Source organism: Mycolicibacterium obuense (assembly GCF_055397605.1).
This window is the reverse complement of record NZ_AP043663.1, coordinates 2,933,261-2,957,241: the sequence shown is the minus strand read 5'-3', so window position 1 is coordinate 2,957,241 and position 23,981 is coordinate 2,933,261. Positions and strand designations below refer to the sequence as shown.

28 protein-coding genes are annotated in these 23,981 nt (G+C 69.6%); 13 read left to right on the top strand and 15 right to left on the bottom strand.

Translation table 11 applies throughout. The features are described from left to right. Window positions 1–3: 3 nt before the first annotated feature. Both ACZ50N_RS14075 and ACZ50N_RS14070 read left to right on the top strand, forming a co-directional pair. Window positions 4–483 carry an ATP-binding protein gene (locus ACZ50N_RS14075; protein WP_236728467.1) on the top strand — a complete coding sequence of 160 codons (480 nt, stop codon included), beginning with the start codon at window positions 4–6 and terminating at the stop codon, window positions 481–483. Further along, window positions 480–1,085 carry a hypothetical protein gene (locus tag ACZ50N_RS14070; protein WP_464467954.1) on the top strand — a complete coding sequence of 202 codons (606 nt, stop codon included), beginning with the start codon at window positions 480–482 and terminating at the stop codon, window positions 1,083–1,085. The genes ACZ50N_RS14075 and ACZ50N_RS14070 overlap by 4 nt, the downstream gene beginning before the upstream one ends. Here the strand turns inward: ACZ50N_RS14070 and ACZ50N_RS14065 are convergent. After that, entirely contained in the window at window positions 1,072–1,509 is a 438-nt protein-coding gene (locus ACZ50N_RS14065) for a VOC family protein (protein ID WP_048422429.1), read from the bottom strand. The genes ACZ50N_RS14070 and ACZ50N_RS14065 overlap by 14 nt on opposite strands. Window positions 1,510–1,550: 41 nt before the next feature. On the opposite strand from ACZ50N_RS14065, the gene ACZ50N_RS14060 reads away from it, so the two are divergent. Continuing rightward, window positions 1,551–2,321 (top strand): hypothetical protein, encoded by a 771-nt coding sequence (locus ACZ50N_RS14060; protein WP_464473092.1) that lies wholly within the window; start codon window positions 1,551–1,553, stop codon window positions 2,319–2,321. Here the strand turns inward: ACZ50N_RS14060 and ACZ50N_RS14055 are convergent. Together ACZ50N_RS14055 and ACZ50N_RS14050 are read right to left on the bottom strand one after the other, a co-directional pair. Beyond that, the gene (locus ACZ50N_RS14055) at window positions 2,308–2,925 is read right to left on the bottom strand and encodes a dihydrofolate reductase family protein (protein WP_464473091.1); all 618 of its coding nucleotides are present in this window, start codon (window positions 2,923–2,925) and stop codon (window positions 2,308–2,310) included. The genes ACZ50N_RS14060 and ACZ50N_RS14055 overlap by 14 nt on opposite strands. Window positions 2,926–2,995: 70 nt before the next feature. Further along, window positions 2,996–4,009, bottom strand: coding sequence for a permease (locus ACZ50N_RS14050; protein ID WP_464473090.1), 1,014 nt, complete (start codon window positions 4,007–4,009; stop codon window positions 2,996–2,998). Between the two features lie 162 nt (window positions 4,010–4,171). Here ACZ50N_RS14050 and ACZ50N_RS14045 point away from each other — a divergent pair, with 162 nt between their 5' ends. Beyond that, window positions 4,172–5,356 carry a lycopene cyclase family protein gene (locus tag ACZ50N_RS14045; protein WP_464473089.1) on the top strand — a complete coding sequence of 395 codons (1,185 nt, stop codon included), beginning with the start codon at window positions 4,172–4,174 and terminating at the stop codon, window positions 5,354–5,356. Window positions 5,357–5,362: 6 nt separating this feature from the next. Here the strand turns inward: ACZ50N_RS14045 and ACZ50N_RS14040 are convergent, their stop codons facing one another. Together ACZ50N_RS14040 and ACZ50N_RS14035 are read right to left on the bottom strand one after the other, a co-directional pair. Beyond that, a complete protein-coding gene (locus ACZ50N_RS14040) occupies window positions 5,363–6,805 on the bottom strand; it encodes an HNH endonuclease signature motif containing protein (RefSeq protein ID WP_464473088.1) in 1,443 nt (480 codons plus the stop codon). A gap of 44 nt (window positions 6,806–6,849) precedes the next feature. Further along, a complete protein-coding gene (locus ACZ50N_RS14035; protein ID WP_133414070.1) occupies window positions 6,850–7,668 on the bottom strand; it encodes a YihY/virulence factor BrkB family protein in 819 nt (272 codons plus the stop codon). A 45-nt stretch (window positions 7,669–7,713) separates the two neighbouring features. Here ACZ50N_RS14035 and ACZ50N_RS14030 point away from each other — a divergent pair, with 45 nt between their 5' ends. Continuing rightward, window positions 7,714–8,403 carry a CDP-alcohol phosphatidyltransferase family protein gene (locus tag ACZ50N_RS14030; RefSeq protein WP_464473087.1) on the top strand — a complete coding sequence of 230 codons (690 nt, stop codon included), beginning with the start codon at window positions 7,714–7,716 and terminating at the stop codon, window positions 8,401–8,403. Here ACZ50N_RS14030 and ACZ50N_RS14025 read toward each other — a convergent pair. Beyond that, window positions 8,354–9,850: a phytoene desaturase family protein gene (locus ACZ50N_RS14025; RefSeq protein WP_464473086.1), complete on the bottom strand. Its 1,497-nt coding sequence runs from the start codon at window positions 9,848–9,850 to the stop codon at window positions 8,354–8,356. The genes ACZ50N_RS14030 and ACZ50N_RS14025 overlap by 50 nt on opposite strands. After that, entirely contained in the window at window positions 9,847–10,980 is a 1,134-nt protein-coding gene (locus tag ACZ50N_RS14020; RefSeq protein ID WP_464473085.1) for a glycosyltransferase family 2 protein, read from the bottom strand. Before ACZ50N_RS14020 ends, ACZ50N_RS14025 begins: the two co-directional genes overlap by 4 nt. Before the next feature lie 88 nt (window positions 10,981–11,068). Between ACZ50N_RS14020 and ACZ50N_RS14015 the strand changes: the two genes are divergently transcribed. The 3 genes from ACZ50N_RS14015 (at window position 11,069) to ACZ50N_RS14005 (ending at window position 14,590) form a co-directional block, all read left to right on the top strand. Next, window positions 11,069–11,893, top strand: coding sequence for a carotenoid biosynthesis protein (locus tag ACZ50N_RS14015; protein ID WP_464473084.1), 825 nt, complete (start codon window positions 11,069–11,071; stop codon window positions 11,891–11,893). Further along, window positions 11,886–13,445, top strand: a complete 1,560-nt coding sequence (locus tag ACZ50N_RS14010) for an FAD-dependent oxidoreductase (protein WP_464473083.1) — start codon at window positions 11,886–11,888, stop codon at window positions 13,443–13,445. Before ACZ50N_RS14015 ends, ACZ50N_RS14010 begins: the two co-directional genes overlap by 8 nt. Window positions 13,446–13,630: 185 nt before the next feature. Then, window positions 13,631–14,590, top strand: a complete 960-nt coding sequence (locus ACZ50N_RS14005) for an esterase family protein (RefSeq protein WP_073682901.1) — start codon at window positions 13,631–13,633, stop codon at window positions 14,588–14,590. A 54-nt stretch (window positions 14,591–14,644) separates the two neighbouring features. Here the strand turns inward: ACZ50N_RS14005 and ACZ50N_RS14000 are convergent, their stop codons facing one another. Together ACZ50N_RS14000 and ACZ50N_RS13995 are read right to left on the bottom strand one after the other, a co-directional pair. Then, complete coding sequence (locus ACZ50N_RS14000) at window positions 14,645–14,929, bottom strand: hypothetical protein (protein ID WP_277244101.1); 285 nt, start codon at window positions 14,927–14,929, stop codon at window positions 14,645–14,647. A gap of 60 nt (window positions 14,930–14,989) precedes the next feature. Then, on the bottom strand, window positions 14,990–15,256 hold the full coding sequence (locus ACZ50N_RS13995; RefSeq protein WP_046364217.1) for a hypothetical protein: 267 nt from the start codon (window positions 15,254–15,256) through the stop codon (window positions 14,990–14,992). Window positions 15,257–15,385: 129 nt separating this feature from the next. Between ACZ50N_RS13995 and ACZ50N_RS13990 the strand changes: the two genes are divergently transcribed. Both ACZ50N_RS13990 and ACZ50N_RS13985 read left to right on the top strand, forming a co-directional pair. Beyond that, window positions 15,386–15,730 carry a DUF3253 domain-containing protein gene (locus tag ACZ50N_RS13990; protein ID WP_073683893.1) on the top strand — a complete coding sequence of 115 codons (345 nt, stop codon included), beginning with the start codon at window positions 15,386–15,388 and terminating at the stop codon, window positions 15,728–15,730. A 4-nt stretch (window positions 15,731–15,734) separates the two neighbouring features. Continuing rightward, a complete protein-coding gene (locus ACZ50N_RS13985) occupies window positions 15,735–16,280 on the top strand; it encodes a methyltransferase domain-containing protein (protein ID WP_046364215.1) in 546 nt (181 codons plus the stop codon). On the opposite strand, the gene ACZ50N_RS13980 is transcribed toward ACZ50N_RS13985, so the two are convergent. From ACZ50N_RS13980 to ACZ50N_RS13970, 3 genes are read right to left on the bottom strand one after another with little or no spacing between them, the layout of a single operon-like run. Beyond that, window positions 16,281–16,670 carry a DUF4267 domain-containing protein gene (locus ACZ50N_RS13980; RefSeq protein WP_048422489.1) on the bottom strand — a complete coding sequence of 130 codons (390 nt, stop codon included), beginning with the start codon at window positions 16,668–16,670 and terminating at the stop codon, window positions 16,281–16,283. Further along, on the bottom strand, window positions 16,667–17,035 hold the full coding sequence (locus ACZ50N_RS13975; protein ID WP_048422419.1) for a SpoIIAA family protein: 369 nt from the start codon (window positions 17,033–17,035) through the stop codon (window positions 16,667–16,669). Before ACZ50N_RS13975 ends, ACZ50N_RS13980 begins: the two co-directional genes overlap by 4 nt. 55 nt (window positions 17,036–17,090) lie before the next feature. Beyond that, window positions 17,091–17,972 carry a TIGR03854 family LLM class F420-dependent oxidoreductase gene (locus tag ACZ50N_RS13970; RefSeq protein WP_133414066.1) on the bottom strand — a complete coding sequence of 294 codons (882 nt, stop codon included), beginning with the start codon at window positions 17,970–17,972 and terminating at the stop codon, window positions 17,091–17,093. 69 nt (window positions 17,973–18,041) lie between these two features. Between ACZ50N_RS13970 and ACZ50N_RS13965 the strand changes: the two genes are divergently transcribed. Then, complete coding sequence (locus tag ACZ50N_RS13965; protein WP_046364212.1) at window positions 18,042–18,794, top strand: alpha/beta hydrolase family protein; 753 nt, start codon at window positions 18,042–18,044, stop codon at window positions 18,792–18,794. 50 nt (window positions 18,795–18,844) lie between these two features. Here the strand turns inward: ACZ50N_RS13965 and ACZ50N_RS13960 are convergent, their stop codons facing one another. After that, the gene (locus ACZ50N_RS13960; RefSeq protein WP_464473082.1) at window positions 18,845–20,269 is read right to left on the bottom strand and encodes a hypothetical protein; all 1,425 of its coding nucleotides are present in this window, start codon (window positions 20,267–20,269) and stop codon (window positions 18,845–18,847) included. Between the two features lie 197 nt (window positions 20,270–20,466). On the opposite strand from ACZ50N_RS13960, the gene ACZ50N_RS13955 reads away from it, so the two are divergent. Beyond that, window positions 20,467–20,901 carry an MOSC domain-containing protein gene (locus ACZ50N_RS13955; protein WP_046364211.1) on the top strand — a complete coding sequence of 145 codons (435 nt, stop codon included), beginning with the start codon at window positions 20,467–20,469 and terminating at the stop codon, window positions 20,899–20,901. A gap of 4 nt (window positions 20,902–20,905) precedes the next feature. Here the strand turns inward: ACZ50N_RS13955 and ACZ50N_RS13950 are convergent, their stop codons facing one another. Then, window positions 20,906–21,400 carry a hypothetical protein gene (locus ACZ50N_RS13950; protein ID WP_464470742.1) on the bottom strand — a complete coding sequence of 165 codons (495 nt, stop codon included), beginning with the start codon at window positions 21,398–21,400 and terminating at the stop codon, window positions 20,906–20,908. A 168-nt stretch (window positions 21,401–21,568) separates the two neighbouring features. On the opposite strand from ACZ50N_RS13950, the gene ACZ50N_RS13945 reads away from it, so the two are divergent. Further along, window positions 21,569–22,099 carry a YdcF family protein gene (locus tag ACZ50N_RS13945; RefSeq protein ID WP_464475639.1) on the top strand — a complete coding sequence of 177 codons (531 nt, stop codon included), beginning with the start codon at window positions 21,569–21,571 and terminating at the stop codon, window positions 22,097–22,099. Window positions 22,100–22,111: 12 nt separating this feature from the next. On the opposite strand, the gene ACZ50N_RS13940 is transcribed toward ACZ50N_RS13945, so the two are convergent. After that, the gene (locus ACZ50N_RS13940) at window positions 22,112–23,932 is read right to left on the bottom strand and encodes a fatty acyl-AMP ligase (protein ID WP_464473081.1); all 1,821 of its coding nucleotides are present in this window, start codon (window positions 23,930–23,932) and stop codon (window positions 22,112–22,114) included. Window positions 23,933–23,981 lie beyond the last annotated feature (49 nt).

Here is a 23,981-nt window from a genome sequence, read left to right as displayed (position 1 = left end):
GCGGTGCGAGACCATGCGGCGATCCTGATCACCGGTATGTCGGGAGTCGGGAAAACGACTGCTCTCGATGGTCTTTCACGACAGGGATTCGCCACCGTCGACACCGACGAGGGCGACTGGATCGATGTGGTCGACGGTGAACCGCTGTGGCGCGAGCCGCTGCTGGCCGCGCTGTTGTCTCGACCCCGCCCGACGGCGCTGTTCGTCGCCGGCACGGTCGTCAACCAGGGAGTCTTTTACGACCGCTTCGACGCCGTCGTCCTTCTCAGCGCCCCGAGTGCGATCGCCTTCCAGCGCATCGCCGAGCGCACGAACAACCCGTTCGGGAAGAGCGACTCCGAGCGCCGGCAGATCGCGCGGGACATGGCCGAGATCGAACCGCTGCTGCGACAGGCGGCGACGCATGAGATCGTCACGGTGTGTCCGCCGGAGGAGGTCATCGCCGAGCTGCTCGCTATTGCACGAACGGTGCACATCCCATGATCGGCCGCCCACTGAGTTCATCCGACGCCGACAAGCATTGGGCGCCATGGACTCCCACTGAGATCGCGCAGCGACTCGCCGGCGTCGAAGCGCCGTGGTGCATCGCCGCCGGGTGGGCGCTGCACCTGTTCACCGAGGCCGCTGCACGCGACCATTCGGATCTGGAGATCGCGGTGCCCCACCATCGGTTCAACGAGATCGCCGCCGCGCTACCCGGTTTCGCGTGGGACGTGGTCGGCGACGGGCGCGTGTGGCCGTTCCCCGAGCTACTGGCCGAGCACTTCCAAACGTGGCTCCGCGACCCCGCCACCGATGAGTACCGGCTCGACGTATTCCGTGAACCCGCTGTCGACGGGCGCTGGGTGTGCCGGCGAGACACTTCGATCACACTGCCCTACACCGACTTGATCCAGCACACCGTCGACGGTATCCCCTACGCGATTCCGGAAGTGGCGTTGCTGTTCAAGGCCAAGCGCGTGCGCCCGAAGGACCAGGTCGACTTCGACAACGTTGTCCCGCAGCTGAACCGATCGCGGCGGCAGCGCCTGCGTGACTGGTTGCTGCAGGTTCACCCCGGCCATCCGTGGATCAGCCGGCTCTGAGCGCCTCGGCCAACATGACGATGATCCCGCTGGGCCCGCGCAAATACGTCAGCTTGTAGACGTCCTCATATGTGGCCACGCCGCGGAGCGGATGGCACCCGTGCCGTGCCGCGATGGCGAGCGCCTCGTCGATGTCGTCGACGGAGAACGCCACGCGGTGCATCCCGATCTCGTTGGGCTGTGTCGGCTCGGTCTCGATGGCGGCCGGGTGGAGGTATTCGAACAGTTCGAGGGTGCCGTGACCGTCGGGCGTTTTCAACATCGCGATCTTCGCGTGATTTCCGTCGAGTCCGACCGCGGTGTCGGCCCACTCTCCGCTGACGGTGTCGCGACCGACGACCGAGAGACCGAGGTCGGTGAAGAAGGCGACGGCGGCGTCGATGTCCGACACCGCGATGCCGACGTTCTCGAGCCTGATGGCCATGCTAGGCATGCTACGGCGACTGACTGGCGAAGGGAGAGCGTGTGCGCCGCATCGTGTCCCTTACGGTCCTCGCCGTCGTCCTGCTCGCGGCGTTCCTTGTCGCTCCGGCGCTGTTGGTGGGCAACGGACTCGCCACACTGAGCGACAACGCGCCACTCGCCCGCGCGTTCGCCACCGAGTTCACGGTCTTCTGGAACGCGCCCCGCTCGGGTGTGACTCCCGGCCTTGTGGAACTGGTCGACCTCTGGCGACGCTGGCACGCGCTCAAGATCGCCATCTCGCTGCTGTTCGCCGTGACGACGGTCGGCTTGTCCGCGGCACTGTGGGGGCGGTTCCTTGCTCCCGGTCGATCACGGGCCGGCCGCGTCGGCACCGGGTCGGCGGCCGTGGCAGCCACGGTGTCGGTCCTCGGTGGCCTGATGGCGATCGCGGCCAACATCCAAGCAACTGCGGCTCCACTGTCGGCTCTGCTGCCGCTGCTGCCCGCCGATCCACCTGCCGGTGACCTCCGGCTGGCCATGAGTCAGATTCACGATGGACTCGTCAACGCGGACAGTGCATTTGCCGGGAGGCCGGCGCTCGCGGTGCTGATCGACAGCCAGCGCACGTACCTCACGGCACTTGCCGTCACGGCCACAGTCGTGGCGATCGGCTGTGCCGTGGGCACGGGGTGCGCCGCGCGTCGGCTCCCGCGGGGCGTCGGGATCGCCGGGGCAGTGATCACCGCTGCCGTCGTTGTCGCGGCGGTGGCGGCGTGGGTCTCGGCCGCGGACCCGGTGGGCTCGCTGCTGGGGATTTTCAGCCTCGAATGACCCGAAACCGGAGGTGGGCCACGCCCGGTGCCTCGAGCACCCGTTCGAGATGCATGTCGGGCCGGCCGGCCTCGAAGCCGTCGAAAAGCCTTTCGCCGGCGCCCAAGAACACCGGGTTGAGCTGGATGTCGATCTCGTCGACGAGGCCGGCGCTGATCGCCTGCCGCGCGCACGATGCACCCCCGGCGATCGAGATGGCCTGATCGCCGGCGGCCGCCTCGGCCTGCGCGTAGGCCGCCTCGACACCGTCGGTGACGAAGTGGAATGTGGTGCCGCCCTCCATCTCGACGGGTTCCCGGGCATGATGCGTCAGCACGAACACCGGGCAGTGGTACGGCGGCTCGTCTCCCCACCACCCCCGCCAGCCGGCGTCCGCCCAGGGACCGCGTATCGGACCGAACATGTTGCGGCCCATGATCACCGCGCCCATTCCGTCCATCATGTCCGACACCACCTGCCGGTTCACCGGATGGTCTTTCTCGGGCCCGAGATGCCACGCGTGCAGCCGCTCGCCGCCGATACCGAGCGGATGATCGCTGCCCTGGTGTGCGCCCGCGACGAAGCCGTCGGCGGACATCGACATCGAGAGATGGGTTCGAGGCACAGCTCCTCCGATCAGTGTGGGGCGGACGTCATGGTGACTCGTCGACAGGACAGAATTCATCGACACCGGCTCACGCGATGCTCAGCGCGAGAGCGCCCACCAACCCGGCACCCACCACCACCGCACTGATCACTGCGGTCGCCCGTCGCCCGAACGTCTGCACCACCATCGCGATACCGGGCAGACTGACCGCCGGCAGCGTGATCAGCAACGCGCCGAGCACACCGGACGACGCTCCGAGAAGCGCCAACCCCTGCAAGATCGGGATCTCCCCTGCTGTCGGTATCACGATCAGCGTGCCGACGATCGCCACTGCGACGATGACCAGCAGGCTTCGGTGCTCGGGAGCAGTGATCGTCAGCAGCCAGCCGCGGAATGCGCCGATCGCCAACACCATGACGAAATACTCGGGAATCAGCACCACACAGAGCCGCGCGAGTGAGGCCAGGAAGCGGACACCTGCCGGTCTGGTATCGGAAAGCGGCTGTGCCGCAGCACTGTTGGGCTGAACGGCCGCAGGCGCCAGGCGCGCCACCAGCACCGCCGCGCCGATCACCGCGCCCACCCCGACGACCAGACGGGTCACCGTCCACTGCCAGGGCGCGACCAGAGCGAGAAACACCACCACGGCCGGGTTCAGCAGCGGGTTGCCCAACCAATAGGCCACCGCAGCCGCCTGATCGACACCGCTGCGCCGCAACGTGACGGCGACCGGCGCCGAACAGCAGGCGCACATCATCGACGGCATCCCGGCAGCGGCGCCCGCCGCCGCACTCGATACCGCACGCCGCCGGTTCAGTAGCCCCGTGAGCCACGATCGAGGAAGGAACGCCTGCACGCACGCACTGAGCACGACCGCGACCACCAGCGCGGGCCAGATCGCACCGACGTACGCGGTGAGGAACGCCGTCGCCGCATGCCAACTCGGCCCGTCACCCGCCGCCACCCCGCCGGTGCGCAGGATGTCCGAACCCGACCACTGGCCCGTCCGCGCCGCGTGCAGGGCCTTGCCGACGTAAGGCACCCACTTGGCCCACGTGAGACCGGCCACCGCGACGAACAGTGTCACCACGATTCCGGTCACAGTCGCTCGTCGGGAGCTCGGCATCTGTCCAGAGATAGTCCACCTGGTGGCGCGGCCATCACGCGGGGCAGGACACCGCGGTGATCGACAGCATCCGTATTTCGGCGACGCGTCACCGGTTGCGGCTGACAGCGCGGTGGCCGGACCGGCACGATAGGACCAATGGACGTGTGCGTGGTCGGGGCCGGCCCGGCAGGAGCGGCATTGGCCGGGGCGTGCCAACTCCTGGGGCTGGCCACGGCGCTGGTCGATGTGGCTCCTGACCGGCCGTGGTCGGCGACCTACGGCATGTGGACGCCGGAGCTGCCGCCCGACCTCCCGGCCGGCGTCGTCGCAGCACGCGCAGAGGGCAGGGTGGTGGCGCTGACCGACCGCCTGCTCGGGTGGGAGTACGCGGTCCTCGACGTGCCCGCCCTCCAAGCTCATCTGTCCGAGGGGCTGAGCGGGGTGCGCGTGTATGCCAGTCGCGCCGTGGGATCGCCCCGACCGGGCCTGCTGGCGCTCGCCGACGGGACCGAGCTGCAGGCCTCGATCATCGTCGACGCCGGCGGGCAGGCGCGACCGCTGAACCTGCGGCGCAGGGGTCGCGAGCGGGCCGCCCAGACCGCCTACGGAATGTTCCTCGATGAGCAGCTCGCTGCCCCGCTGATCGAGGCCGGCGAAGCGCTCTTCATGGACTGGCGTCAGGAGCATGGCGAAGACGGTTGGCCGACGTTCCTCTACGTCATTCCGCTCGGTGGCGGCCGCGTTCTGGTCGAAGAGACCTCGCTGGCCCGCAGGCCCGGTCTGCCGCTGCCCACCCTGCACCGTCGACTGTGCACCCGCCTCGCCCGGTACGGCATCGTGCCGCCGGCTGACGCCGCGGTGGAGCGGGTGGCGTTCACCGTCGACCATCCGCGCCACCGCGCGTCGGGCGTGCTCGGGTTCGGCGCCGCCGCACCGCTGATCCACCCGGCGACCGGATTCAGCCTGGCCACGTCACTGCGCCTCGCGCCCCAGGTGGCAGCCGCGCTCGCAGCCAACCTGCCGCGGGGCCCGAAGCCTGCGCTCACCGCTGCCCACGACACGGTGTGGCCGCGAAGCGCCCGGATCGTGCACCACCTGCGCCGCGTCGGGCTCGAAGCATTGCTCCGGATGCCACCCGCCGACGTGCCCGCATTTTTCGAGCAGTTCTTCGAGCTTCCCGAGCGGCATCGCTGGACCTACCTGACCGCGCGCGACGACGTCGCCGGCAACGTCGCAGCGCTCACCCATCTGTTCCGGGCGTCGAATCGCCGCCTCCGCGGACACCTCGTGCGACCTGCGCTGCTTCCGCCGTTGCCCAGCAACGAGCCCGTCCTCAACTAGAGGCGCTCAGGCGACCTGGTTGTCGGGGGGTGCGGGTCCGCCGGGTTCTGATGGGTCGGCCGTCTCCCGTGTGGGCTCCTCGTCCTCCGGCTGGCGGAGGAGTCGTTCGGGGGTGTGGTGGGTGTTGATCCGGGTTTGTCCGGTGTCCAGGTTCGGTGGCGGCGTCCATTCCACCTCGTGGCGGGTGTTCATCGATGTGGTCCAGCCGCCGGGTGCGACGGCGCGGTTGTCCGGTGGGCAGGCCAGGCCGAGGTCGTCGATGTTGGTCAGTCCACCGTCGGCCCAATCTTGGGTGACGTGGTGGACCTGGCAGCCGTAGGCGCCGACGGGGCAGCCGGGTTTGGTGCAGCCGCCGTCGCGGGCGATCAGCATGACCCTTTGCGCGGCCGAGGCGACCCGTCTCGTGCGGAACAGGTCGAGGGCGGAGCCGGTGGCGCGGTCGAACACCGCCAGGTAGTGGCTGGCGTGCGCGCCCATGCGGATCATGTCCCTGATGGGCAGCCGGGTGCCGCCGCCCGTTGTCCCGATCCCGGCGCGCGATTCCAAGTCCTGCAGCGTGGTACGCACAATGACGGTGACCGGTAACCCGTTGAGCTGGCCGAGTTCGCCGCTCATCAGGGCGATGCGGCCGACCGCGACCAGGGCGTCGTGCTGGCGTTGGGCGAGGCTGCGGTGGTCGTTGTCGATCTGCGCCTGCGTCGGCGTGCCGGAGGTGCACGGTTCGTCATCGTCGGGGTTGCACATGCCCGGGGCGGCGTATTTGGCGAAGATCGCCTCCCACACCGCCGCCGCTTCCGGGGTCAGGTCGGCCCGCCACTGCGTCATCGCATCCCGACCCTGCCGAGATTTCGTGAGCGAACGTTTGCGGACGCGGTCGGCATCGTCGGGTTCGGGCCCGTCCTGATCGAGCAGGAACAACTCCAACTCCGCGGCATCGCGGGTGGCCTTCGGACCGGCGCCGGTGGCGATGCGCACCACCTCTGCTTCGAACTGCTCCCGCGTGGTCGCATCGACAAAGCTCGGGAGGTCGTCGACCGCTTTCCGAATGACGTCGACATGTTCGGGGGTGATGCGGCCCTCGGCTTGGGCGGCCGCGGTCGCGGGCAGCACCGGCGGTAGCGGCTCTCCGGTCATCGACTGCCGCGGCGCCAGCAGCGCCGCCTCACTCAACCGGCGGTGAGCCTCCGACCCGCTGATCCGGTAGCGGATCGCCAGCACGTCTTTCCAATTCTTGGCCCCCATCTGCAGCGCAGACGTCTCCACCTGCAAACGGGCCAACGCCCGGTGCTGCGCCGCGGGCAGCCGGCAGCCCGCGTTTTCGAGCTCGTCGAGCAGCTCCACCACCTCGGCAGCAGTGGACCGATCCAGGCTGCAGGCCAGCACAGTTTCGACCGCGGCGCGTAACCCCGCGACTGCCTGCTGCACCTCCGACATGGTTCGAACATACATTCGACCACCGACAACTTTTCACGCGTGGAACTGACGGCCTGCCGTCAGCTCTCTCGGTGAGAGGCCCGGTTCATCTGGTCGAGCACCACCGTGGCCCGAAAGCCACACAGCACCAGGATGTGCATGATGTAGAGCCACAGCGCCAACGCCGTCACCGCGCCGACGATCGGCAGACCACCGAACGGCGCCGACCACGGGATCGGGATCGCCAGGAACAACACGAAGCCCTGCAGAAAGCCCGACAGAATCGATCCGGTGGCAAACGCGCCGATCGCCAACGCCCGCCACCCGATACGGCCGGGCCCGATGAGCCCGAAGACCCCGAGCAACGCCGTCGACACGGTCACCCACACGATGTGGAAGGCGACGAACACACCCCACACCAGCGACCATCCGCCGGCTGTGTACAGCGGCCCGACATAGGGCGCCGACAGCAACACCACCAGCACCAGAAACGGAGCCACCGCCGCCACACCCAACAACCCGGCCCGGCCGCGCCACCCCGTCAGCGAATCCGGTTCCGCAGACATCTGCACGAACGCGCGACGCAGCCCCTCCCCGTACAGACTCGCCGGGAACAGCACGACGAGCGCCTGCACCCAGGACATCGACAGCGCCACCCGGGTCAGCGTGCGCAGCGCCTCCGGGGTGCCGTGACCGCCGGGCAACCCGTCGATCGCCGCGCTCATCGCCGCGGTGACCGTGTCGTGCCCCGCCAGCGCACCCACCGCCCACAGCGCCGCCAGCGCCAGCGGCACCAGACCGATGACGCCGAAATAGGTGGCGCCGGCTGCCCACAACGCGAGATCGCTGCCCGGAAACGTCGTTCGGACGCCGGAGGCGAACTGTCGCAATCGACTCACGGCATGTCACCCACGGGTCCCGGGCAGCGCTGGCAGGCTGAAAGCATGGTCTCTGACATACCCGCTGGGCGCGGCGGCGACGACGCGGGGTGGTCAGATCTGCACGGCGGCGTGCAGCCCTCGCGGGTGGTCCGCGGTTGGCTGCGCATCATGCGTGCGCTGTCGGGCGGGCCCGTCTCCCGGATTCCGCCCGACGTCCTGTCGCTGGCCGGCGCACTCGCGCTGGCCGCGGCCTGGGGGGTTGTCGTCGGACCCGGCTGGCCGGCGCTCGTCGTCCCACTAGTGCTGGTCGCCGGCGTGTTGGACGGCCTCGACGGCGCGGTCGCACTACGCACCGGACAGGCCCGTCCGCTGGGCGCGCTCGTCGACTCGGTTGCCGATCGCATCGGCGATCTGCTGCTCGGCGCGGTGCTTCTGGCGCTGGGTGCCCCGCTCGGCTGGGTGCTCGCCGCGGTGACGTCGGTGCTCCTGCTCGAGTACGTGCGGGCCCGCGCGCAGGCCGTCGGCATGCCGGGTGTCGGGGCGGTCACCGTCGCCGAACGTCCGACTCGCCTGATCGTGGTCGCGATGGCGGCAGGTGCGGTCGCGGTGTTGCCGGGTGGGACGCCGGGGCCGGGCTGGCAGTGGGCCAGCGTCTTCACGATCGTGTGGACCGCGGTCGGCGTGGTCGGGATGGTGCAGCTGCTCAACGGAATCCGCCGGTCGATGCCCGCGTCGTTCCCGCCGGGCCGATGAGTCCCGCGACGATCTCGGCCGACATCAGCACCAGCGGGATGCCGCCGCCCGGATGTGCCGACCCCCCGACCAGGAACAGGCCGGGAATCGGGCTGCGGTTGGCCGGCCGACGCAGCGCGGCCCGCGGACCGTGGGACGCGGTGCCGTAGATCGCCCCGCCGGGAGCGCCGGTACGGCGTTCAAGATCGGCCGGCGTGATGACCTCCGAGAAGCGCAGTCGCGGCCGAACGTTCACGCCGCGCTCGGCGAGGACATCGAGTATTCGCTCGGCGTACCTCTCGGCAAGCCCCGGCGCGTCCCAGTCCACCCCGCCCCTCGGATCATGCGCCGGCGCATTGACCAGCACGAACCAGCCTTCGGTGTCATCGTCGGGGCGCAGCGCCGGGTCGTCGGGGGCGTGCACGTACACCGTCGGATCCGCGACCGGCGCCGGACGCCTGCCGAAAATCGCATCGAACTCGGCGTCATAGTCGGCGGGGAAGAAGATACGGTGGGCGGCGCCCGGCTCCCGACCGGACAGCCCCAGCATCATGACGAAACCGGCCATCGAGCGCGGCGTCCGGCGCAACCGCCGGGCGAGCCGCCCCGGCGCAGGGGCCAGCGTCTCGTACAGCACTCCGGCGTCGGCGTCACTGACCACCACATCGGCCGGCACGGTCGTGCCGCCGGAGCGCACGCCGTACACCCGCCCGCCGCCGGTGACTACTGCGTCGACGCGGCAATCGGTCCGGATCTCGACACCGAGCTCGGCGCAGCGTCGAGCGAGCGTCTCGATGATCCGGCGCAGGCCACCCGGGACGTACCAGGCGCCGAACTCCTGCTCGACGAACGACGTGACCGCCAGCACCGACGGGGTGCGCCGCGGGTCGGACCCGGAGTAGGTCGCGTAGCGGTTCAGCCACATCCGCAACCGCGAATCGGCGAACGCGGCCCGACCCAGGCCGTCGATCGTGCGCCACGGCGCAACCGCCTTCAAGTCGGCCGGCCGCACGCTCATCCTGGCCAGGGCTGGCAGTGAAATGGGTTGGCGCAGAACAGGTTCCCCGACCAATTCCCACAGCCGCCGGGCTCGTCCGTGCAGACACCGCCAGGACTCCCCCGCCTCCCGGCCCAGTGCGTCGTCGATAGCGGTCTGCACCGCTGCCGGGTCGTGAGGCAGCGTCAGCTCGGTGCCGTCGGCGAAGCGGTACGCACACGCCGGGTCGACGCGCTCGACGGGCAGGTCCGACGGGCCGCCGGTGGCGGAGAACAACTCGGTGAGCAGATCCGGCATCGTCAGCAGGGAGGGGCCGGTATCGAAGGTGAAGCCGTCGCGCTGAACGACCCCCAGCTTGCCGCCGACGGTCCCGGCGGCCTCGCACACCGTGACCTGATGGCCGAGCGCGGCCAACCGTGCCGCTGCGGCCAACCCGCCCAAGCCGGCCCCGATCACGACCACGCGACTCATACGGCCCGGCCCTTCCACCGCAGGGTGCCGCGCCGCCGGCCGACCCACGACGCCATCACCAACCCGAGCAGAGCCAGCACCGACGCCGGATGACCGGCGGCGTCGAGCACATCTCCCGCGCCGCCGCGGCCGCACCAGCGCCGGGCCGGGAACCGGCCGGCGACGGCAGCCATGTAGCCGAGCGCCCCGATCCTCGAACCGGTGAGCGCTGCGGCAGGAGGCAGGACGTACACCAGGCACAGTGCCGCCCCGACGGCCGCGGCACCGGCCGGCGATCCGAACGCGGCCCACAGGGATTTCCGGTAGCCCGCGCTCAGTTCGCGTCCCGTGGCATACATCCGGCACGTGGCGACAGCGGAGCCGTCGACGACACCGGTTCGCCCGCCGCTGATCCGCACCGCGCGCGCCAGTCCGATGTCGTCGAGCACGGCGTCGCGCACCGCGGCCCAGCCGCCCGCGCAGGACAGCGCGTCCGCCCGCATGGCGAGGAACTGCCCATTGGCCACCGCCAGGGATGGCCGCCGCGACCGTTCGGCGATCCGCAGCGGCACGGTGGTCAGCCACGACCACGCGAGCAGCGGTTGAACGAGATGGCCCAGCGCGCCTGCGGCGACCTGCCGTGGCCACACGCTGACCAGATCCGGGGCGTGCGGCCCCCGCAGCATCGCGGCGGCCCCCGCGACGGCCGTCGGCGCGAGAACCACATCGGCGTCGACGTAGACCAGGATGTCGCCGCAGGCCGCCTCGGCCAGCTGCGCGCACGCATGCGGCTTGCCCAGCCAGCCGAGCGGCGGCACCGAACCCGTCAGCACCTTCACCCGGGGATCACCACCGGCGGCGCGATGCACGACATCGGCCGTGCCGTCGGTCGACCCGTCGTCGAGCACCAGGATCTCCACGTTCGGCAGGTTCAGCTGCGCGAGAACCGAGCGGACCGTCGGAGCGATGCGGTGCGCCTCGTCGCGGGCCGGGATCAGCACCGAGACAGCCGACGCCACCGGTTCCGGGTGATCGCTCGGCCGGCGCAACACCCGCAGATTCACCAATTCGTGCATCGTGCCCACGACGGCGAGCGCCGATCCGAGCGCCGTCGCGGCGCGTAGGATTTCGGCAAGGCGCGCATCGGGCACCTGCAAACTCTACGCAGTTCGGCGGTGGCGCAGCGGCGGCGGCACGGGCCGCACGGTCAGACAGACTCTCGAGGCGGAGGTTCGGCGGGTGGCGGTAGCGGTGCCCAGCGCCCACGCTTCGCCGGTGCGCTGGGGACCCGCGGTGTGGGCACTCGTCGCATCCGCGGTCGTCGTCCAGATCGTCTATCCGCTGATGCCGGAGGCCTGGCGCACCCCGGTGACAGTGGGCAGCGTCGCGATCTTCTTTCTCGCCTCCCTGGCCGACGTCGGGCGCGTGCACGGAATGCGCGGCGCGCTGACGCTGGCGGGCGTGGCAGGCGGAGGCGGCCTCATCGCCGAAGCAGTCGGCGTCGCGACCGGAATTCCGTTCGGCCGCTACACCTATACCGGCACCCTGGGGCCAGAAGTCCTCGGCGTCCCGGTGATCGTGCCGATGGCCTGGGTGATGATGGCGTGGCCGGCTCTGGTGGTGGGCCGCACCCTGGCCCGGCGGGGCCCCGCCGTCGTGGCCGTGGCCGCATACGCGCTGACGGCATGGGACGTCTTCCTCGATCCGCAGATGGTCGCGGCGGGCCATTGGCGATGGTTCGACGCCACCTACACGCTGCCGCTGATTCCGGGGATACCGCTGACCAATTACGGCGGCTGGCTCCTGGTCTCCACGGCGATGATGGTGGCTCTGCACGTGCTTCTGCCGTCGCGCGACCGCTCGTCGGATTCGCGGCCCGCGGCGGCGCTCTACCTGTGGGTCTATTTCTCGTCAGTGCTGGCGCACGCGGTGTTCTTCGGCCTGCCCGGCTCGGCGATCACCGGCGGACTGCTGATGGGGGTGGTCGCGGTGCCTTTCGCGGCCCGGGTAATCAGCCGGGCCCGCGCAGACCGATCGACGGCAAGGAGCCGCCCTGATGAGTGACGTCATGACCAGTCGTGCTGCGCCGCTGCGCATGCGGCCCCGCCGCCTGGTGGTGCCGGATCCGTTGCAGCCGAAGCAGGTACCCGCCGGCACCGAGGCAGTCGTCGTCGGCGGGGGTATCGCCGGTGTCTCGGCTGCGGTGGTGCTCGCCGAGCGCGGTGTCACGGTCACTCTGCTCGAGGCGACCGGCCACCTGGGTGGCCGGCTGGGGGCCTGGCCGGAGCGGCTACCCGACGGTGCCGAGCAGATCATCGAGCACGGTTTCCACGCCTTCTTCCGGCACTACTACACGTGGCGGGCGATCCTGCGGCGTGCCGATCCGGCGCTGTCATTTCTCGCGCCGGTCAAGAGTTATCCGGTGATCTCGGCCGAGTGGCCCGCCGAAGACCTTTCCGGGCTGCCCGCCGCTCCCCCGCTGAATCTGTTGGCTCTCGCGCTGCGGTCCAAGAGCCTGACGCGCCGTGAGCTGTTGCGCGCCGACGCCGATACCGGCCGGGCGCTGCTGGCATACGACCGCGCCACCACCTATGCCGAGTTCGACGACGTCGACGCCGCGGCGTTCCTGGATGGCTTCGGGATGACCGCGCGCAGCCGCAGCATGCTGTTCGAGGCCTTCGCGCGATCGTTCTTCTGCAATCAGGGGCAGCTCTCCGCAGCCGAGCTGATCGCGATGTTCCATTACTACTTCCTCGGCAACCCCGAAGGAATCGGCTTCGACGTCCCGTCCACCGACTACGCCACGGCGATCTGGGATCCGCTACACCGCCACCTGGACCGCCACGGCGCCGACGTCCAGATGAGTACCGGGTGCGTATCCGTCGAACCGAACGGCCACGGTTGGCGGGTCACCACGACGGCGGGAACCATCGACACCAGGCACGTCGTCATGGCGCTGGATCCGGGCGCCCTCAAAGACGTCGTGGGCCGGTCGCCGGGCACCGCGGCGGCTGCTCCGCTGTTGGCCCAGGCGTGCGAAAAGCTAACGGTGGCACCGCCTTTCGCCGTCAGCCGCATCTGGTACGACCGTGACGTCGCCGCGGACCGGGCGCCGTTCAGCGCCGTCAGCGGACAGCCGACGCTCGACTCGATCGCCGTGTACTCGCGTCTGGAGGAACCGAGCGTGGACTGGGCACGCGCCACCGGCGGGTCCATCGTCGAACTGCACTCCTATTCGTGCCAGATACCCGACGCCGCGGCCGCCGCAGCCGCGCTGCGCAAGGAATTGGCGGCCCTGTGGCCCGAGACGGCCACGGCGCGAATCGTGCACACCCACGACCGACTCGAAGCGACCGCGCCCGCGTTCCCACCCGGCTCTGCCGGCACCCGACCCACGGTGCGCACCGACGCACGAGGCCTGCGGGTGGCCGGCGACTACGTCGACACCCCCTACCTGTCCGGGCTCATGGAACGCTCCGCGATGTCGGGTGTGTTGGCAGCCAACGACGTGCTCGCCGAACTCGGCGCCGCGGCCGAACCGATCCTCGGTGTGCCACAGCGTGGCTTGCTCGCCGGCGTGCCGCAGTTCGGCGCGAAAGCGCGCGCGTCGGGCTGACCGCCCAGCCGGTCGAGATCTATGACGAAAGCGTCACTCCGGTAACGCCGATACGTCACGTGACGAACTAGTCCACGCGGGTGCGGTGTGAAGCAACAGCACCGCCTCGGCTTGCATGCCGACCGCGCACAGTTCCCGTGACGCGCGCCGCAGGGCGCGCGGTGGAGAGGACGGCACACGAACACATGAGGTATCTGCTCGCATTCAGACGTCGGCTGCTCGCCGGCGCGATGGTGGCGCTTCTGCTGCCAGGGCTCGTCGCAGTTGTCGGCGGATCCGCAACCGCCGCGGCCTACTCTCGGCCGGGCCTGCCCGTCGAGACGCTGATGGTTCCGTCGGCGGCCATGGGTCGCGACATTCCGGTCAAATTCCAGGGCGGCGGCCCCAAGGCGGTCTATCTGCTCGACGGGCTACGCGCCCGCGACGACAACAGCGGCTGGGACATCGAGACCGCGGCATTCGAGAACTACTACGAATCCGGCCTCTCGGTGGTCATGCCCGTCGGCGGCATGTCCAGCTTCTACACCAACTGGCAAGGCCCGGCGGTCGGTAACGGCACCACGTACAACTACCAGTGGGAGACGTTCCTGACCTCGGAACTGCCCGCCTATCTGGCAGCCAACAAGGGAATCTCGTCCAGCGGCAACGCTGTCGTCGGTCTGTCGATGTCAGGCAGTGCCGCGCTGATCCTCGCCGCATATCACCCCGGCCAATTCAGTTACGCCGCATCGCTGTCCGGGTTCTTGAACCTGTCACAGGGGCTGTGGCCGACGCTTGTCGGCTTCGCGATGCGTGACGCAGGTGGGTTCGACGCCACCGCGATGTGGGGCCCCGGCGGAGGTCCGGCATGGCAGCGCAACGACCCGACACTGCAGGCGGGGCGGCTGGTCGCCAACGGCACGCGGCTGTGGATCTACACCGGCAACGGACGGCCCGGTGACCTCGGCGGCGGCGGTGACATCCCCGGTCAGGTGCTGGAGAGCATCACCGGCGACAGCAACCGCGCGTTCCAGAAGGCCTACGTCGGCGACGGTGGCCGCAACGCGACGTTCAACTTCCCGGCCAACGGCACTCACGGCTGGGGCTACTGGGGCGCGCAGTTGAACGCCATGAAGCCCGATATCCAGCGCACTCTGGGAGCCTGAGGCGCAGGTCGAAAATGACCGGCCGCAACGGGAAACCGTTGCGGCCGGTTCGTCTCATTCGGGCCCTTCCACCGGAGCCTCCCACCGGGCGCGGCGTTCATCGGCGGACTGTTCCCACCACGGCGGCGAACCCCGCTCGCCCAGAGCCACTTTGGTTGCCTGCACGCCCGCGCGCGCAGCGGCTTCCTGCGCTGTTCCCAGCGTGCGCCGCACCTCGCGGCGCCACGCCATCAGAATGTGGGTCAGCTCGTCCCGGCGGGGTTCGGGGATGGCGGGGTCGGTGGCTCGCCACCTCCTGCCCTTGATGACGACGTAGTGCCCGTCGTCATCGGTGCTCATGACAGCAGACCGCCGCGGACCCGTGGGATCCGCGGCGGCCATCGCATCGTGCCCGGTCGATCAGTACGTCGGAACGAAGACGCCGTTCAGCCACACACCCCAGTGCTGCCAGCCCTCATCCCACACCTGCGGATTGCCGGCGGCCCAGGTCGGGTCGACCGGCTTCGGCGGGGCCGAGGCCGGTGCCGTACCGGCGTCGGGGCCGGCGGGCGGGACCGGCGGCGGCGTCCAGCCCGGCTGCGCGGCGGCAGAACCGGCGACACCCAGGGCACCCGCGGTGAGGCCGCCGAACACGGCTGCGCTGGCAAGAACGTGAGTCAACTTCATCGGTGTAACTCCCCTTTCGGGCCTGGCCGGCCCTCCGACACTGAGTACGGCTGATTACTAGCCTCTCTCCGCCGCGGTTAAACGCCTGGTGTGGCAGACCTCACAGGATGCACCTGCTTCACTGGAGCGATGTCCGACCGGCTGCGCACAGAGCTGGAGACCATCGCAGACGGGCCAGGGCCGCACGCCGGTGTCGCCCGCGTCGCACTGGACGAGGGTCCACTCGAGCGTCGACTGGAGGCTGCGATCTGCGCTCTGGCCGGTCACCGCGGGGCGGGCAGCAGCACCTGCCCGTCAGATGCGGCCCGCGCGGTCGGCGGCGCGGACTGGCGAGCCGCCATGGATGCCGCCCGCGACATCTCCCGCAGCCTCGCGCGCCGCGGACTCGTGCAGATCACCCAGCGCGGCGAGGTTCTCGATCCCGACGGCGAGTGGCGCGGCCCGATTCGCATCCGGGCGGCCGACCTACCATGACGGCGTGTCCGAGGACGATCGGCTCCGCTGGGAGCAGCGCTACCAGTCGCTACCCCCGCTCCGCGCCGACGAGACCGGGCTGCCCGCCTCGTTCCGCCCCTTCGCCGACCTGATGCCGTGCTCCGGTACGGCGCTCGAGCTCGCGTGCGGGCGTGGCACCGCCGCCGTGTGGCTGGCGCAGCACGGACTGACGGTTCACGCCTACGACGTGTCCTGCGCCGCGGTGGAGGCGGCGCGGGCGTTGGCCGCTTCCGCCGGCTGCCTGCAGCGTTGTCACATCACGGTCGCCGATCTCGACGATGGCCTGCCGCCCGGCGACGCCGTGGACGTGTTGCTGTGCAACATGTTTCGTGCGCCCGCGCGGTACGAGGCGATGGTCGATCGAGTGGCGCGCGGCGGGCTGCTCGCCGTCAGCGTGCTCAGCGAGGTCGATGCAGCCCCGGGCCGGTATCGGGCACCGGCCGGCGAACTCACCCGTGCGTTCGCCGATCTCGATGTGATCGCCGCCGGTGAGGGCGACGGTCAGGCGTGGCTACTGGGCCGGCGCTGATCACTCGCGGGAACGGCGGGGCCGAAGTGCTCCCCACGCCCCGACGCCGATACCGGCCACCGCGCCGCCGAGGCCGATCAGCCTCTGCGAGCGGCTCAGATGATCGTGCACACTGATCCCGCCGAGCAGATCGGCCGCGTCGGCGCCTCCCGAGGCGAGGAACCAGCCGCGAGTATCGCGCCCCGACACCGCCGCGGAGACCAGCAGCGCGCCGATCAGGGCATCGCGATAGCCCATCGAGCGCAGCAGCAACCGCGCGGTCGGCGGCGGATCTGCCGGATCGCCCCAGAAGCGGTTCGCCCGCAGCGGGTCGACCAGAAACCAGACGCCCGAGGTGAGACGTATGCCGCCCGCGACCACGGCGGCGCGGTCGAGTGTTCGGCGCGTCATGCGGCGGCCCACCTGGCGGCCGCGTCCAGCTCCGCGAGCGGAAAGAGCGCGACCTCGCCGGGAACCATCCACGCGAAGGCGTGCAGTGCATGCACCACCCAGTCCTTGTCGGTGACCACGGCGATGCGGCGGAACGCACCGTGATGATGCATCACCACATCGAGCCCCAGCCGCAGATCCTGCGCCAGACCACCCGGCCCGAATCCCTCGTAGTCATCGGCCACGACCTCGACGAGCCGAATCTCCCCCGCTGCCAGCATCTGCTCGAGCAGGGGCTGCACGTGACGTAGTTCTGCACCGTCGAGGCGGCCCGACACCCGGAATCCCACCACGCCCGGCGGCAGGTCCGAGAGAAACTCGATCACAGTTGGCAGTGTGGCACGTGCGGCGTCCCGCCGGGTGCATTCACCGTTTGTGGCATCAATTCTGGCGCGGCAGAAGCTCTTTGACGAACCTGTCCAGGAAGCCCGCCGTGCCGGTCGAGCCGAGCGGGCGGATGACGAACTTCGTCAGGCCCGCGTCGATGTAGGCGTCGAGCATCGCGTGCAGCGCAGGCCAGTCGGGGGCGACCAAGTCCGCAGGATCGACATCGGGCCGTCGCGCCTGGACCGCCGCGCGCACCGAGCTCGGAAGGTCGCCGGTGCCGACCGCCACGTTGATGCCGAAGTGGTCGTCGGGAACGTGCCGCCCGGCTTTCTCTGCGGCCGCGCGGATCTCCGCGAGTGCAGCGCGCGTCTCCTCAGGGGTGAGGAAGCTACCCAACCACCCGTCGGCGTGGGTACCGATGCGTCGATACCCCGCCGGCGACGACCCGCCGAGCCATACGTCCACTGGCGCAGCAGGTTTCGGCGCGATCTCGACGTCGCGAACCGAGAAGAACTCCCCGGAGAACGAGACGACGTCCTCGCGCAGCACACGTCGCAGCAGGATCAGCGACTCGTCGAACACCGCGCCGCGCTTGCCGTCGGGAACGACGAAGAGGTCACGCTCGACCGGTAGCGCCGAGCGCAAGCCGAACACCGGTAGCACCCGTTTGGGAGCCAGCGCTGCCATCGACAGCAACTGCTTGGCGACCAGCACCGGATGACGGCCGGGCAGGACCGCCACCGACGTCCCCACCTTGAGGTGCCGGGTACGCGCCAGGGCGAACGCCATGCCGACCGTCGGATCGATCGCCGGTGAGTACACCAATTCGGAAAACCACAGGGAATCGACCCCCTCGTCCTCCAGACGGTCGACGACATCCGGCAACGCCTCCGGGCCCACATCGGTGCCCATGCTGACTCCGAACCGCACCTTCATCGTCAGGTCTCCTCCCGTCGGCAGTCCCTCACCAGGATGCGTCACCGAATGAACTGACAGGATGACGGCGTGGCAGAACGCGTGAAGTTCCCCAGCAGCAGCGGTCCGGCACTGGCCGGACTGATCGACGCTCCAGAAGGCGAGGTCCGTGGCTGGGGCGTCTTCGCGCACGGGTTCACACTGGGCAAGGACTGCCCGGCGGCCAGCCGCATGTGCAAGCAACTGGCCGGCGAAGGCATCGGGATGCTGCGCTTCGACAATCTCGGCCTCGGCCATTCCGAAGGTGACTGGGGTGACGGGTCGTTCTCCCACAAGGTCGCCGACACGGTGCGCGCGGTCGAGTTCATGAACGACAGCGAGCGCGAGGTGCGGTTGCTGGTCGGCCACTCCTTCGGCGGTTCGGCCGCGATCGCGGCCGCCCACGAGTGCCCGACGGTGACGGCGGTCGCGAGTGTCGGCGCTCCGTTCCAGCCGGCCCACGTGGAACACATCTACGACGCGCTGGTCGAACGCATCGAATCCGACGGTGAGGCTCCGCTTCTCATCGGCGGAAAGGCGCTCACCCTGCGACGGCACTTCATCGAGGACGTCCGCGACGCCGACCTACGGGAGCGGATCAAGACCCTGAAACGCGCGCTGCTGGTCATGCATTCGCCGACCGACAACACCGTCGGCATCGGCAACGCCAGCGATATCTTCCGTGCCGCACGGCATCCCCGCAGTTTCGTCTCTCTGGAGGGTGCCGATCACCTTCTGACGGAGAAGAACCAGGCGGCCCGTGCCGCACGGATCATCAGCGCCTGGGCCGACCCCTACCTCTGAGCGTGGTCGCGGGCGGGCGGCGCTCGTCACGCCGCCCGCCCCCGCCGCGATCAGTCCTCAGAACCGCCCTTGGCCGAGGAGCCGCTCTTGGCGCTCGACGTGGAGGTCGACCCGGTCTTCGATTCGCTCTTCGACTCGGTCTTCGATTCGGTGGCCTTCGGCTTCTTGGTGAGGCTGTCGCTCACCTTCGAGACGGTGGTGTTGATCGAGTCCCGCACCTGCTTGATCGTCGTGCTGGTGGCAGTGGGCTTGCGGTGCTTGGCGCCCGACGTGGTGCTCGTGCTCTCGGTCGTGTCCGACGCAGCTTCTGTCGTGTCCGCCGCGGCGGGGGTTTCGGTGGCCGTGTCGTCTGCCTTCTCGACGGACTTGGTGGCTTGCGTGGTCTCGGGCGCGGCGGTCTTCTCACCGGCCGCGAGCGTCGTCGTCGTCGAAGCGTCGGGATCGGTGAACACCGGCCCCGGGATCGGCTTGTTCTCCGGGTTGGGCACGAACGGCGCACACACAGCGCACTGCGTGCCCAGGACGAACGGATTGAAGTCGGTGTTGAGGCCGTTCGCGAGGCTGGTCAGGCTGCCCGCGACGAATTGCGGTGTCACCGGCTTGATCTCGGAGAAGTCGGGTGTCTTGGTCAGGCTGTTGTAGAAGCTGGTGAACGGTGCGGTGGCGTCCAGCTTGACGGTCTGGCCGGACCAGGGCACCTCGGGGCCGTCTTCGTCCTTGACGTAGCACTGGCCGTCAGCGCTGCAGGTGATGCCGGCCCGCGTCTCGGGATAGGTGTAGCCATCGGGCGAAAACAGTGCGACCACGTGACGAAGATCGAACATTTTGCTGAGAATGGCTTCGGGATGATCACACGCCCCGGGGCCGGTTCCCGTGCACCCGGTGTCCATGGGTAGCTGCGAGGCTGCGATCGCGGCGACCATGTTGCCCAGCGGCACCGACAGTGCCGGGAACGGCACGAGCACGTTGGTCAGCGCCTGGTACCGCGACGGATCCGCCGGGTCGGTGCCCAGGATGTTGGTCTGGCTGTACACCCACCAGTTCCCGGTGTAACGCAGATTTCGGCCGAGGCCGACGACGCTGCCCTCCGGCTGGGTCAGCGTCACTCCCTCGTAGGTGGGCTGGAAGCTGAAGTCACCGTTGGGATCAGAGCCGAGTGCGACGTCACCCTCGCCCAACGCGTTGAAGAAGTTGTACGGCGTATTCGCCAGTGCGATAAAGAGGTTCGCCGGAATGTTGAGAATGTTCGTGCTGTCGGTCGTGGTGGCGAACGTCGTCGCCGACGGAATCCCGGCCGGTGTCGCGCACAGGGCGCTCGCACTGCCCGCGGCGCAGCTCTGCGTGGCGGCCACGAGCCCCACGTCGTAGCTCTTCATCTGCAGGTCGAGGTTCGGGGTGACCGGCGTCGCGGAGATGACTCCAGCCCCCATCAGGGCTACGCCGGCGGTGACATAAGAACGTGCGGTAGTGCGCATGACGCGACCCTCCAAGTTGCTGTGTGTGGCCCCGACCGCGAGAAACGTATCCAGAATGTGATGAATTGTCCACTGAAACGCAAGGAAATGTCGTGACTCATACATTTGCTGACGGGTACGTCAGTTAATTCAGGGTCAAATGTGAGCAAATGATGACGCCATTCCGAGCCGCATGGCGGTGCGTAGGCTCCTCCACCGTGCACATCGTCGAGATCCACGTGGCGCCCGGGCGGCGCATCCCGACACGGTCAGTGCAGTCGGTGACCGCAGATGAGGGCAAGGGGCTGGTGGGTGACCGCTACCACGGAACCCGCCACCGGCACGTGACACTCCAGTCTCGCGAAGCGCTCGATGCCGCCGCCGCTCAACTCGGTCGGCCCGTGGACTCCGGCGCGACCCGTCGCAACATCACCGTCGACAGCGGTGACATCCCGACCAAACCCGGCACCCGCATCCGGATCGGAGATGTCGATCTCGAAGTCGTGCGGCTCAGCGCGCCGTGCAGGCTGCTCGACGACTGGATCGGCCCCGGGGCGGCAGCGGCAATGTCCCGGCGCGGTGGGTCCGTGTGCCGGCTACTGAGCTCCGGCACGCTGCGCGTCGGCGACGAGGTGACGATCCTGCCCTCCTAGCCTCTCAGCTGCCGTCGCCGCCCACCTCGGCAGGCAACGGTGGCGGCAAGGGCGTGCTCGAGGTCTTCGGTGCCTGCGTCGCGGCGGCGGAGCCGGGTCGGTGGAAGTCCAGCATCTCTTCGTCGCGGATGACCTTCTCGCCGGCGCTGATGACCAACGCGTCGGAGGTGACCATGTACTCGATGCCGTCCCGGGCCGCGGTGAACGCGCCGTCCGCGGACTGGGAGGCCGGGGCGATCAGTCTGGCGCCGTCGCGGACGCGCACGCCCCGGTACTCGAGGTCGCCGTCCGCGCTCCTGCAGATCGCCACGCGAGAACCCGAGGTGCTGCCGAACACGACGACGGTCGCCGGGGCCGCGCACCGGGCGGTGGAGTCGACGTAGCCCTGACTGTCCGACGCAGGGGCCGAATAGGCCGACGGCGCGGCCGCGAGCAGGGCCGCAGCGGCGGCAGTGGTGGCGAGAATCGCACGCGCGGAGGTGCCGGGAGACAAAGACATCATCTTCCACCAGAGCACGTCAGCGGTGATCACGCCAACGAGGACGGCAGATCGTCGGCGCATCGTTGGATCATCGAGACCAGACCGTAATACCCGGAGGCTGCGCGGCGATGAACCATCGTGACCACTTCTGGCGCCGCGGCGCGACTGGCAGTCGCGCTCACGGCGATGCTCGCGGCGCTGCTCGGCGTGGCCCCGAGCGCGCAGGCGGCCCCTCCCCTTGTGGCCAAGGACTTCTCGAGGCCGGCGATCGTCATCCTGGGGTACGGGCTCAAGGACAACGGCACGATGCGGCCCATCCTCTACACCCGTGTGCTCACCGGGCTCGCGGTGGCGCAGATGTTCCCGCAGTCACCGGTGATCGTGACCGGCGGCAACCCGCACAACGGGCGGACAGAGGCCGGCGAGATGCGCAAGACCCTGCGCGTTCTGGGGCTCCCCGACGACAGGATCATCGTCGAGGATCGAGCCAACAGCACCGTGCAGAATGCGCAGTTCTCGGTGCCGTTGGCCCGTGACGCCGGCACCTCCGGGATCATCCTGGTGACCTCCTCGTCGCACCAGGACCGCGCCGACGGCAATTTCGCCGATGCGGGTGGCAATGTGCTTGCCACGGTGAGCTTTCCGGACAGCAATCCGAAGACCAACGTCACGCAGTTCGTCAGGGATGTCCTGAGTCCCTTCGTCGCCGTCACCTAGCCGGGGGGCCGTTCAGTCGATCTCGCCGGCGAGATAGGCGTCCCGACACGCTCGCCGGGCCAACTTGCCGCTCGTGGTGCGCGGGATCGTGCCCGCCGGGACAATCCGGACATCGCTGACCGTCGCTCGATGACGTTGCAGTACAGCGGCCGTGACGGCCTCGGCGGCGGCCGCCGGGTCGCTGCGGCCGAGTCCCGTCGCGCGCTCGGCGACGATCACGAGACGATCGCCGGGAATCGCGAACGCGGCGACGTATCCACGCCGCACCATCGGTGAGGCATCCGCGGCGGTCGCCTCCAGATCCAGTGGTGAATAGCGCCGGTCGCCGAGCACGACGACGTCGGCGATGCGGCCGACGACATACAGCTCACCGTCGAGATAGAACCCCAGATCGCCCGTGCGAAGCCACGTTCGGCTGAGATCGGCGCCGGTCGCGTGACTGCCCGTGGCGAGGGTGGACGCCAGGTGCGCGCCGAAGGCGCGGCGGGTCTCGTCGACGCGGTTCCAGTACCCGCGGCCGACGTTGTCACCCTGCACCCACGGCTCCCCGACGCGTCCGTCGGGGACCTCGCCGGCGGTGTCCGGGTCGACGATCACGCACCACTGGCTCCGGGCCACCTGCCCGCACGACACGTGCGTCACCGCCCGCTCGTCGTCGGCCGGGACCGGGATCGCGACGCCGCGGGCCAACTCGTCGCGATCGACGGCGAGAGCGCGGGGAGCGGCTGTGGGCGCGGTCGTCGCGACGAGCAGCGTCGCCTCGGCGATCCCGTAGGAGGGCTTGAAAGCCGTGGCGGGCAGGCCGAACCCGGAGAACGCCGCGGTGAAGGCGTCCATGGCAGCACGGCTGACCGGTTCGGATCCGATGATCAGCACGACGTTCGCCAGGTCGACGTCCGAGCCGGGGGCCGGTACGCCCCGCGCCGCGGTCCACTCGTAGGCGAAGTTGGGCGCGGCGGTGACCACGCGGCCGGTCGCGGACCCCGCCGACAGCGCCTCCACCCAGCGAAGGGGTCTGCGCAGGAAGGCAGTCGGCGACAGCAGCGTCGAATGGCCGCCGTAGACGGCGGGAAACCCGATCATCGACAGACCCATGTCGTGGTAGAGCGGCAACCAGCTGACCCCGTGGGTGTTGCGGTCCAGCAGGTCGATCGAGAGGATCATCTGCACCAGATTGGTGCCGACCGCCCGATGGGTGATCTCGACACCGACCGGCGCGCGGGTGGCCCCGCCGGTGTACTGCAGGTGTGAGACATCGTCGACCCCGATGCTCGTCGGGACGAACTCGGTTGCCGCGCTGTCGGGTACGTCGTCGATGGTGATGATCGCGGGCCGGTCCAGTCCCGTCACCCGGTCCAGGAACGCGACCACCGATTCCCGTGCCGCCCGGGTCGTCAGGACGGTGGTCGGGCGGGAATCGCGCAGTGCCACATCGAGACGTTCTGCGTGGCCGGGCAACTCGGGCGCGAACAGCGGAACGGCGACCATGCCGGCCTTGACCGCGCCGAAGAATCCGGTGATGTAGTCGAGTCCCTGAGGGGCCAGGACGGCCACCCGCTCCCCCGCGGCGGTCACGCGCTGGAGCTGCGCGGCGATCGCGGCCATCCTCACACCGAGCGTGCTCCAGGTGATTTCGCGGACCTGCATGGCGGGGCCGGAGAAATCCAGGTACCGGTAGGCGACCTCGTCACCGACGTGGGCGACGTTGCGGTTGATCAGCGAGACGAACGTGATGTCGTCGGGGAGGTCGATACTGCCGTCAGGAGCCAGGCAGTCCTCAATCTGCAGCAAGCCCGCCTCGATCGGGACGGACCGTCCGGGTCGTAGGCTCATGCCCGTATCCTAGGCGTCCTGCCTGCGGGTCCGAATCCCTCTGTCGCGC

What these genes read in the sequence shown, in the direction of transcription:
- ACZ50N_RS14070 (WP_464467954.1), top strand. Translation starts at nt 480, where the DNA reads ATGATCGGCCGCCCACTGAGTTCATCCGACGCCGACAAGCATTGGGCG.
- ACZ50N_RS14065 (WP_048422429.1), bottom strand. Translation starts at nt 1,509, where the DNA reads ATGGCCATCAGGCTCGAGAACGTCGGCATCGCGGTGTCGGACATCGAC.
- ACZ50N_RS14045 (WP_464473089.1), top strand. Translation starts at nt 4,172, where the DNA reads ATGGACGTGTGCGTGGTCGGGGCCGGCCCGGCAGGAGCGGCATTGGCC.
- ACZ50N_RS14040 (WP_464473088.1), bottom strand. Translation starts at nt 6,805, where the DNA reads ATGTATGTTCGAACCATGTCGGAGGTGCAGCAGGCAGTCGCGGGGTTA.
- ACZ50N_RS14030 (WP_464473087.1), top strand. Translation starts at nt 7,714, where the DNA reads ATGGTCTCTGACATACCCGCTGGGCGCGGCGGCGACGACGCGGGGTGG.
- ACZ50N_RS14025 (WP_464473086.1), bottom strand. Translation starts at nt 9,850, where the DNA reads ATGAGTCGCGTGGTCGTGATCGGGGCCGGCTTGGGCGGGTTGGCCGCA.
- ACZ50N_RS14010 (WP_464473083.1), top strand. Translation starts at nt 11,886, where the DNA reads ATGAGTGACGTCATGACCAGTCGTGCTGCGCCGCTGCGCATGCGGCCC.
- ACZ50N_RS14005 (WP_073682901.1), top strand. Translation starts at nt 13,631, where the DNA reads ATGAGGTATCTGCTCGCATTCAGACGTCGGCTGCTCGCCGGCGCGATG.
- ACZ50N_RS14000 (WP_277244101.1), bottom strand. Translation starts at nt 14,929, where the DNA reads ATGAGCACCGATGACGACGGGCACTACGTCGTCATCAAGGGCAGGAGG.
- ACZ50N_RS13995 (WP_046364217.1), bottom strand. Translation starts at nt 15,256, where the DNA reads ATGAAGTTGACTCACGTTCTTGCCAGCGCAGCCGTGTTCGGCGGCCTC.
- ACZ50N_RS13990 (WP_073683893.1), top strand. Translation starts at nt 15,386, where the DNA reads ATGTCCGACCGGCTGCGCACAGAGCTGGAGACCATCGCAGACGGGCCA.
- ACZ50N_RS13980 (WP_048422489.1), bottom strand. Translation starts at nt 16,670, where the DNA reads ATGACGCGCCGAACACTCGACCGCGCCGCCGTGGTCGCGGGCGGCATA.
- ACZ50N_RS13970 (WP_133414066.1), bottom strand. Translation starts at nt 17,972, where the DNA reads ATGAAGGTGCGGTTCGGAGTCAGCATGGGCACCGATGTGGGCCCGGAG.
- ACZ50N_RS13960 (WP_464473082.1), bottom strand. Translation starts at nt 20,269, where the DNA reads ATGCGCACTACCGCACGTTCTTATGTCACCGCCGGCGTAGCCCTGATG.
- ACZ50N_RS13950 (WP_464470742.1), bottom strand. Translation starts at nt 21,400, where the DNA reads ATGTCTTTGTCTCCCGGCACCTCCGCGCGTGCGATTCTCGCCACCACT.
- ACZ50N_RS13945 (WP_464475639.1), top strand. Translation starts at nt 21,569, where the DNA reads ATGCTCGCGGCGCTGCTCGGCGTGGCCCCGAGCGCGCAGGCGGCCCCT.
- ACZ50N_RS13940 (WP_464473081.1), bottom strand. Translation starts at nt 23,932, where the DNA reads ATGAGCCTACGACCCGGACGGTCCGTCCCGATCGAGGCGGGCTTGCTG.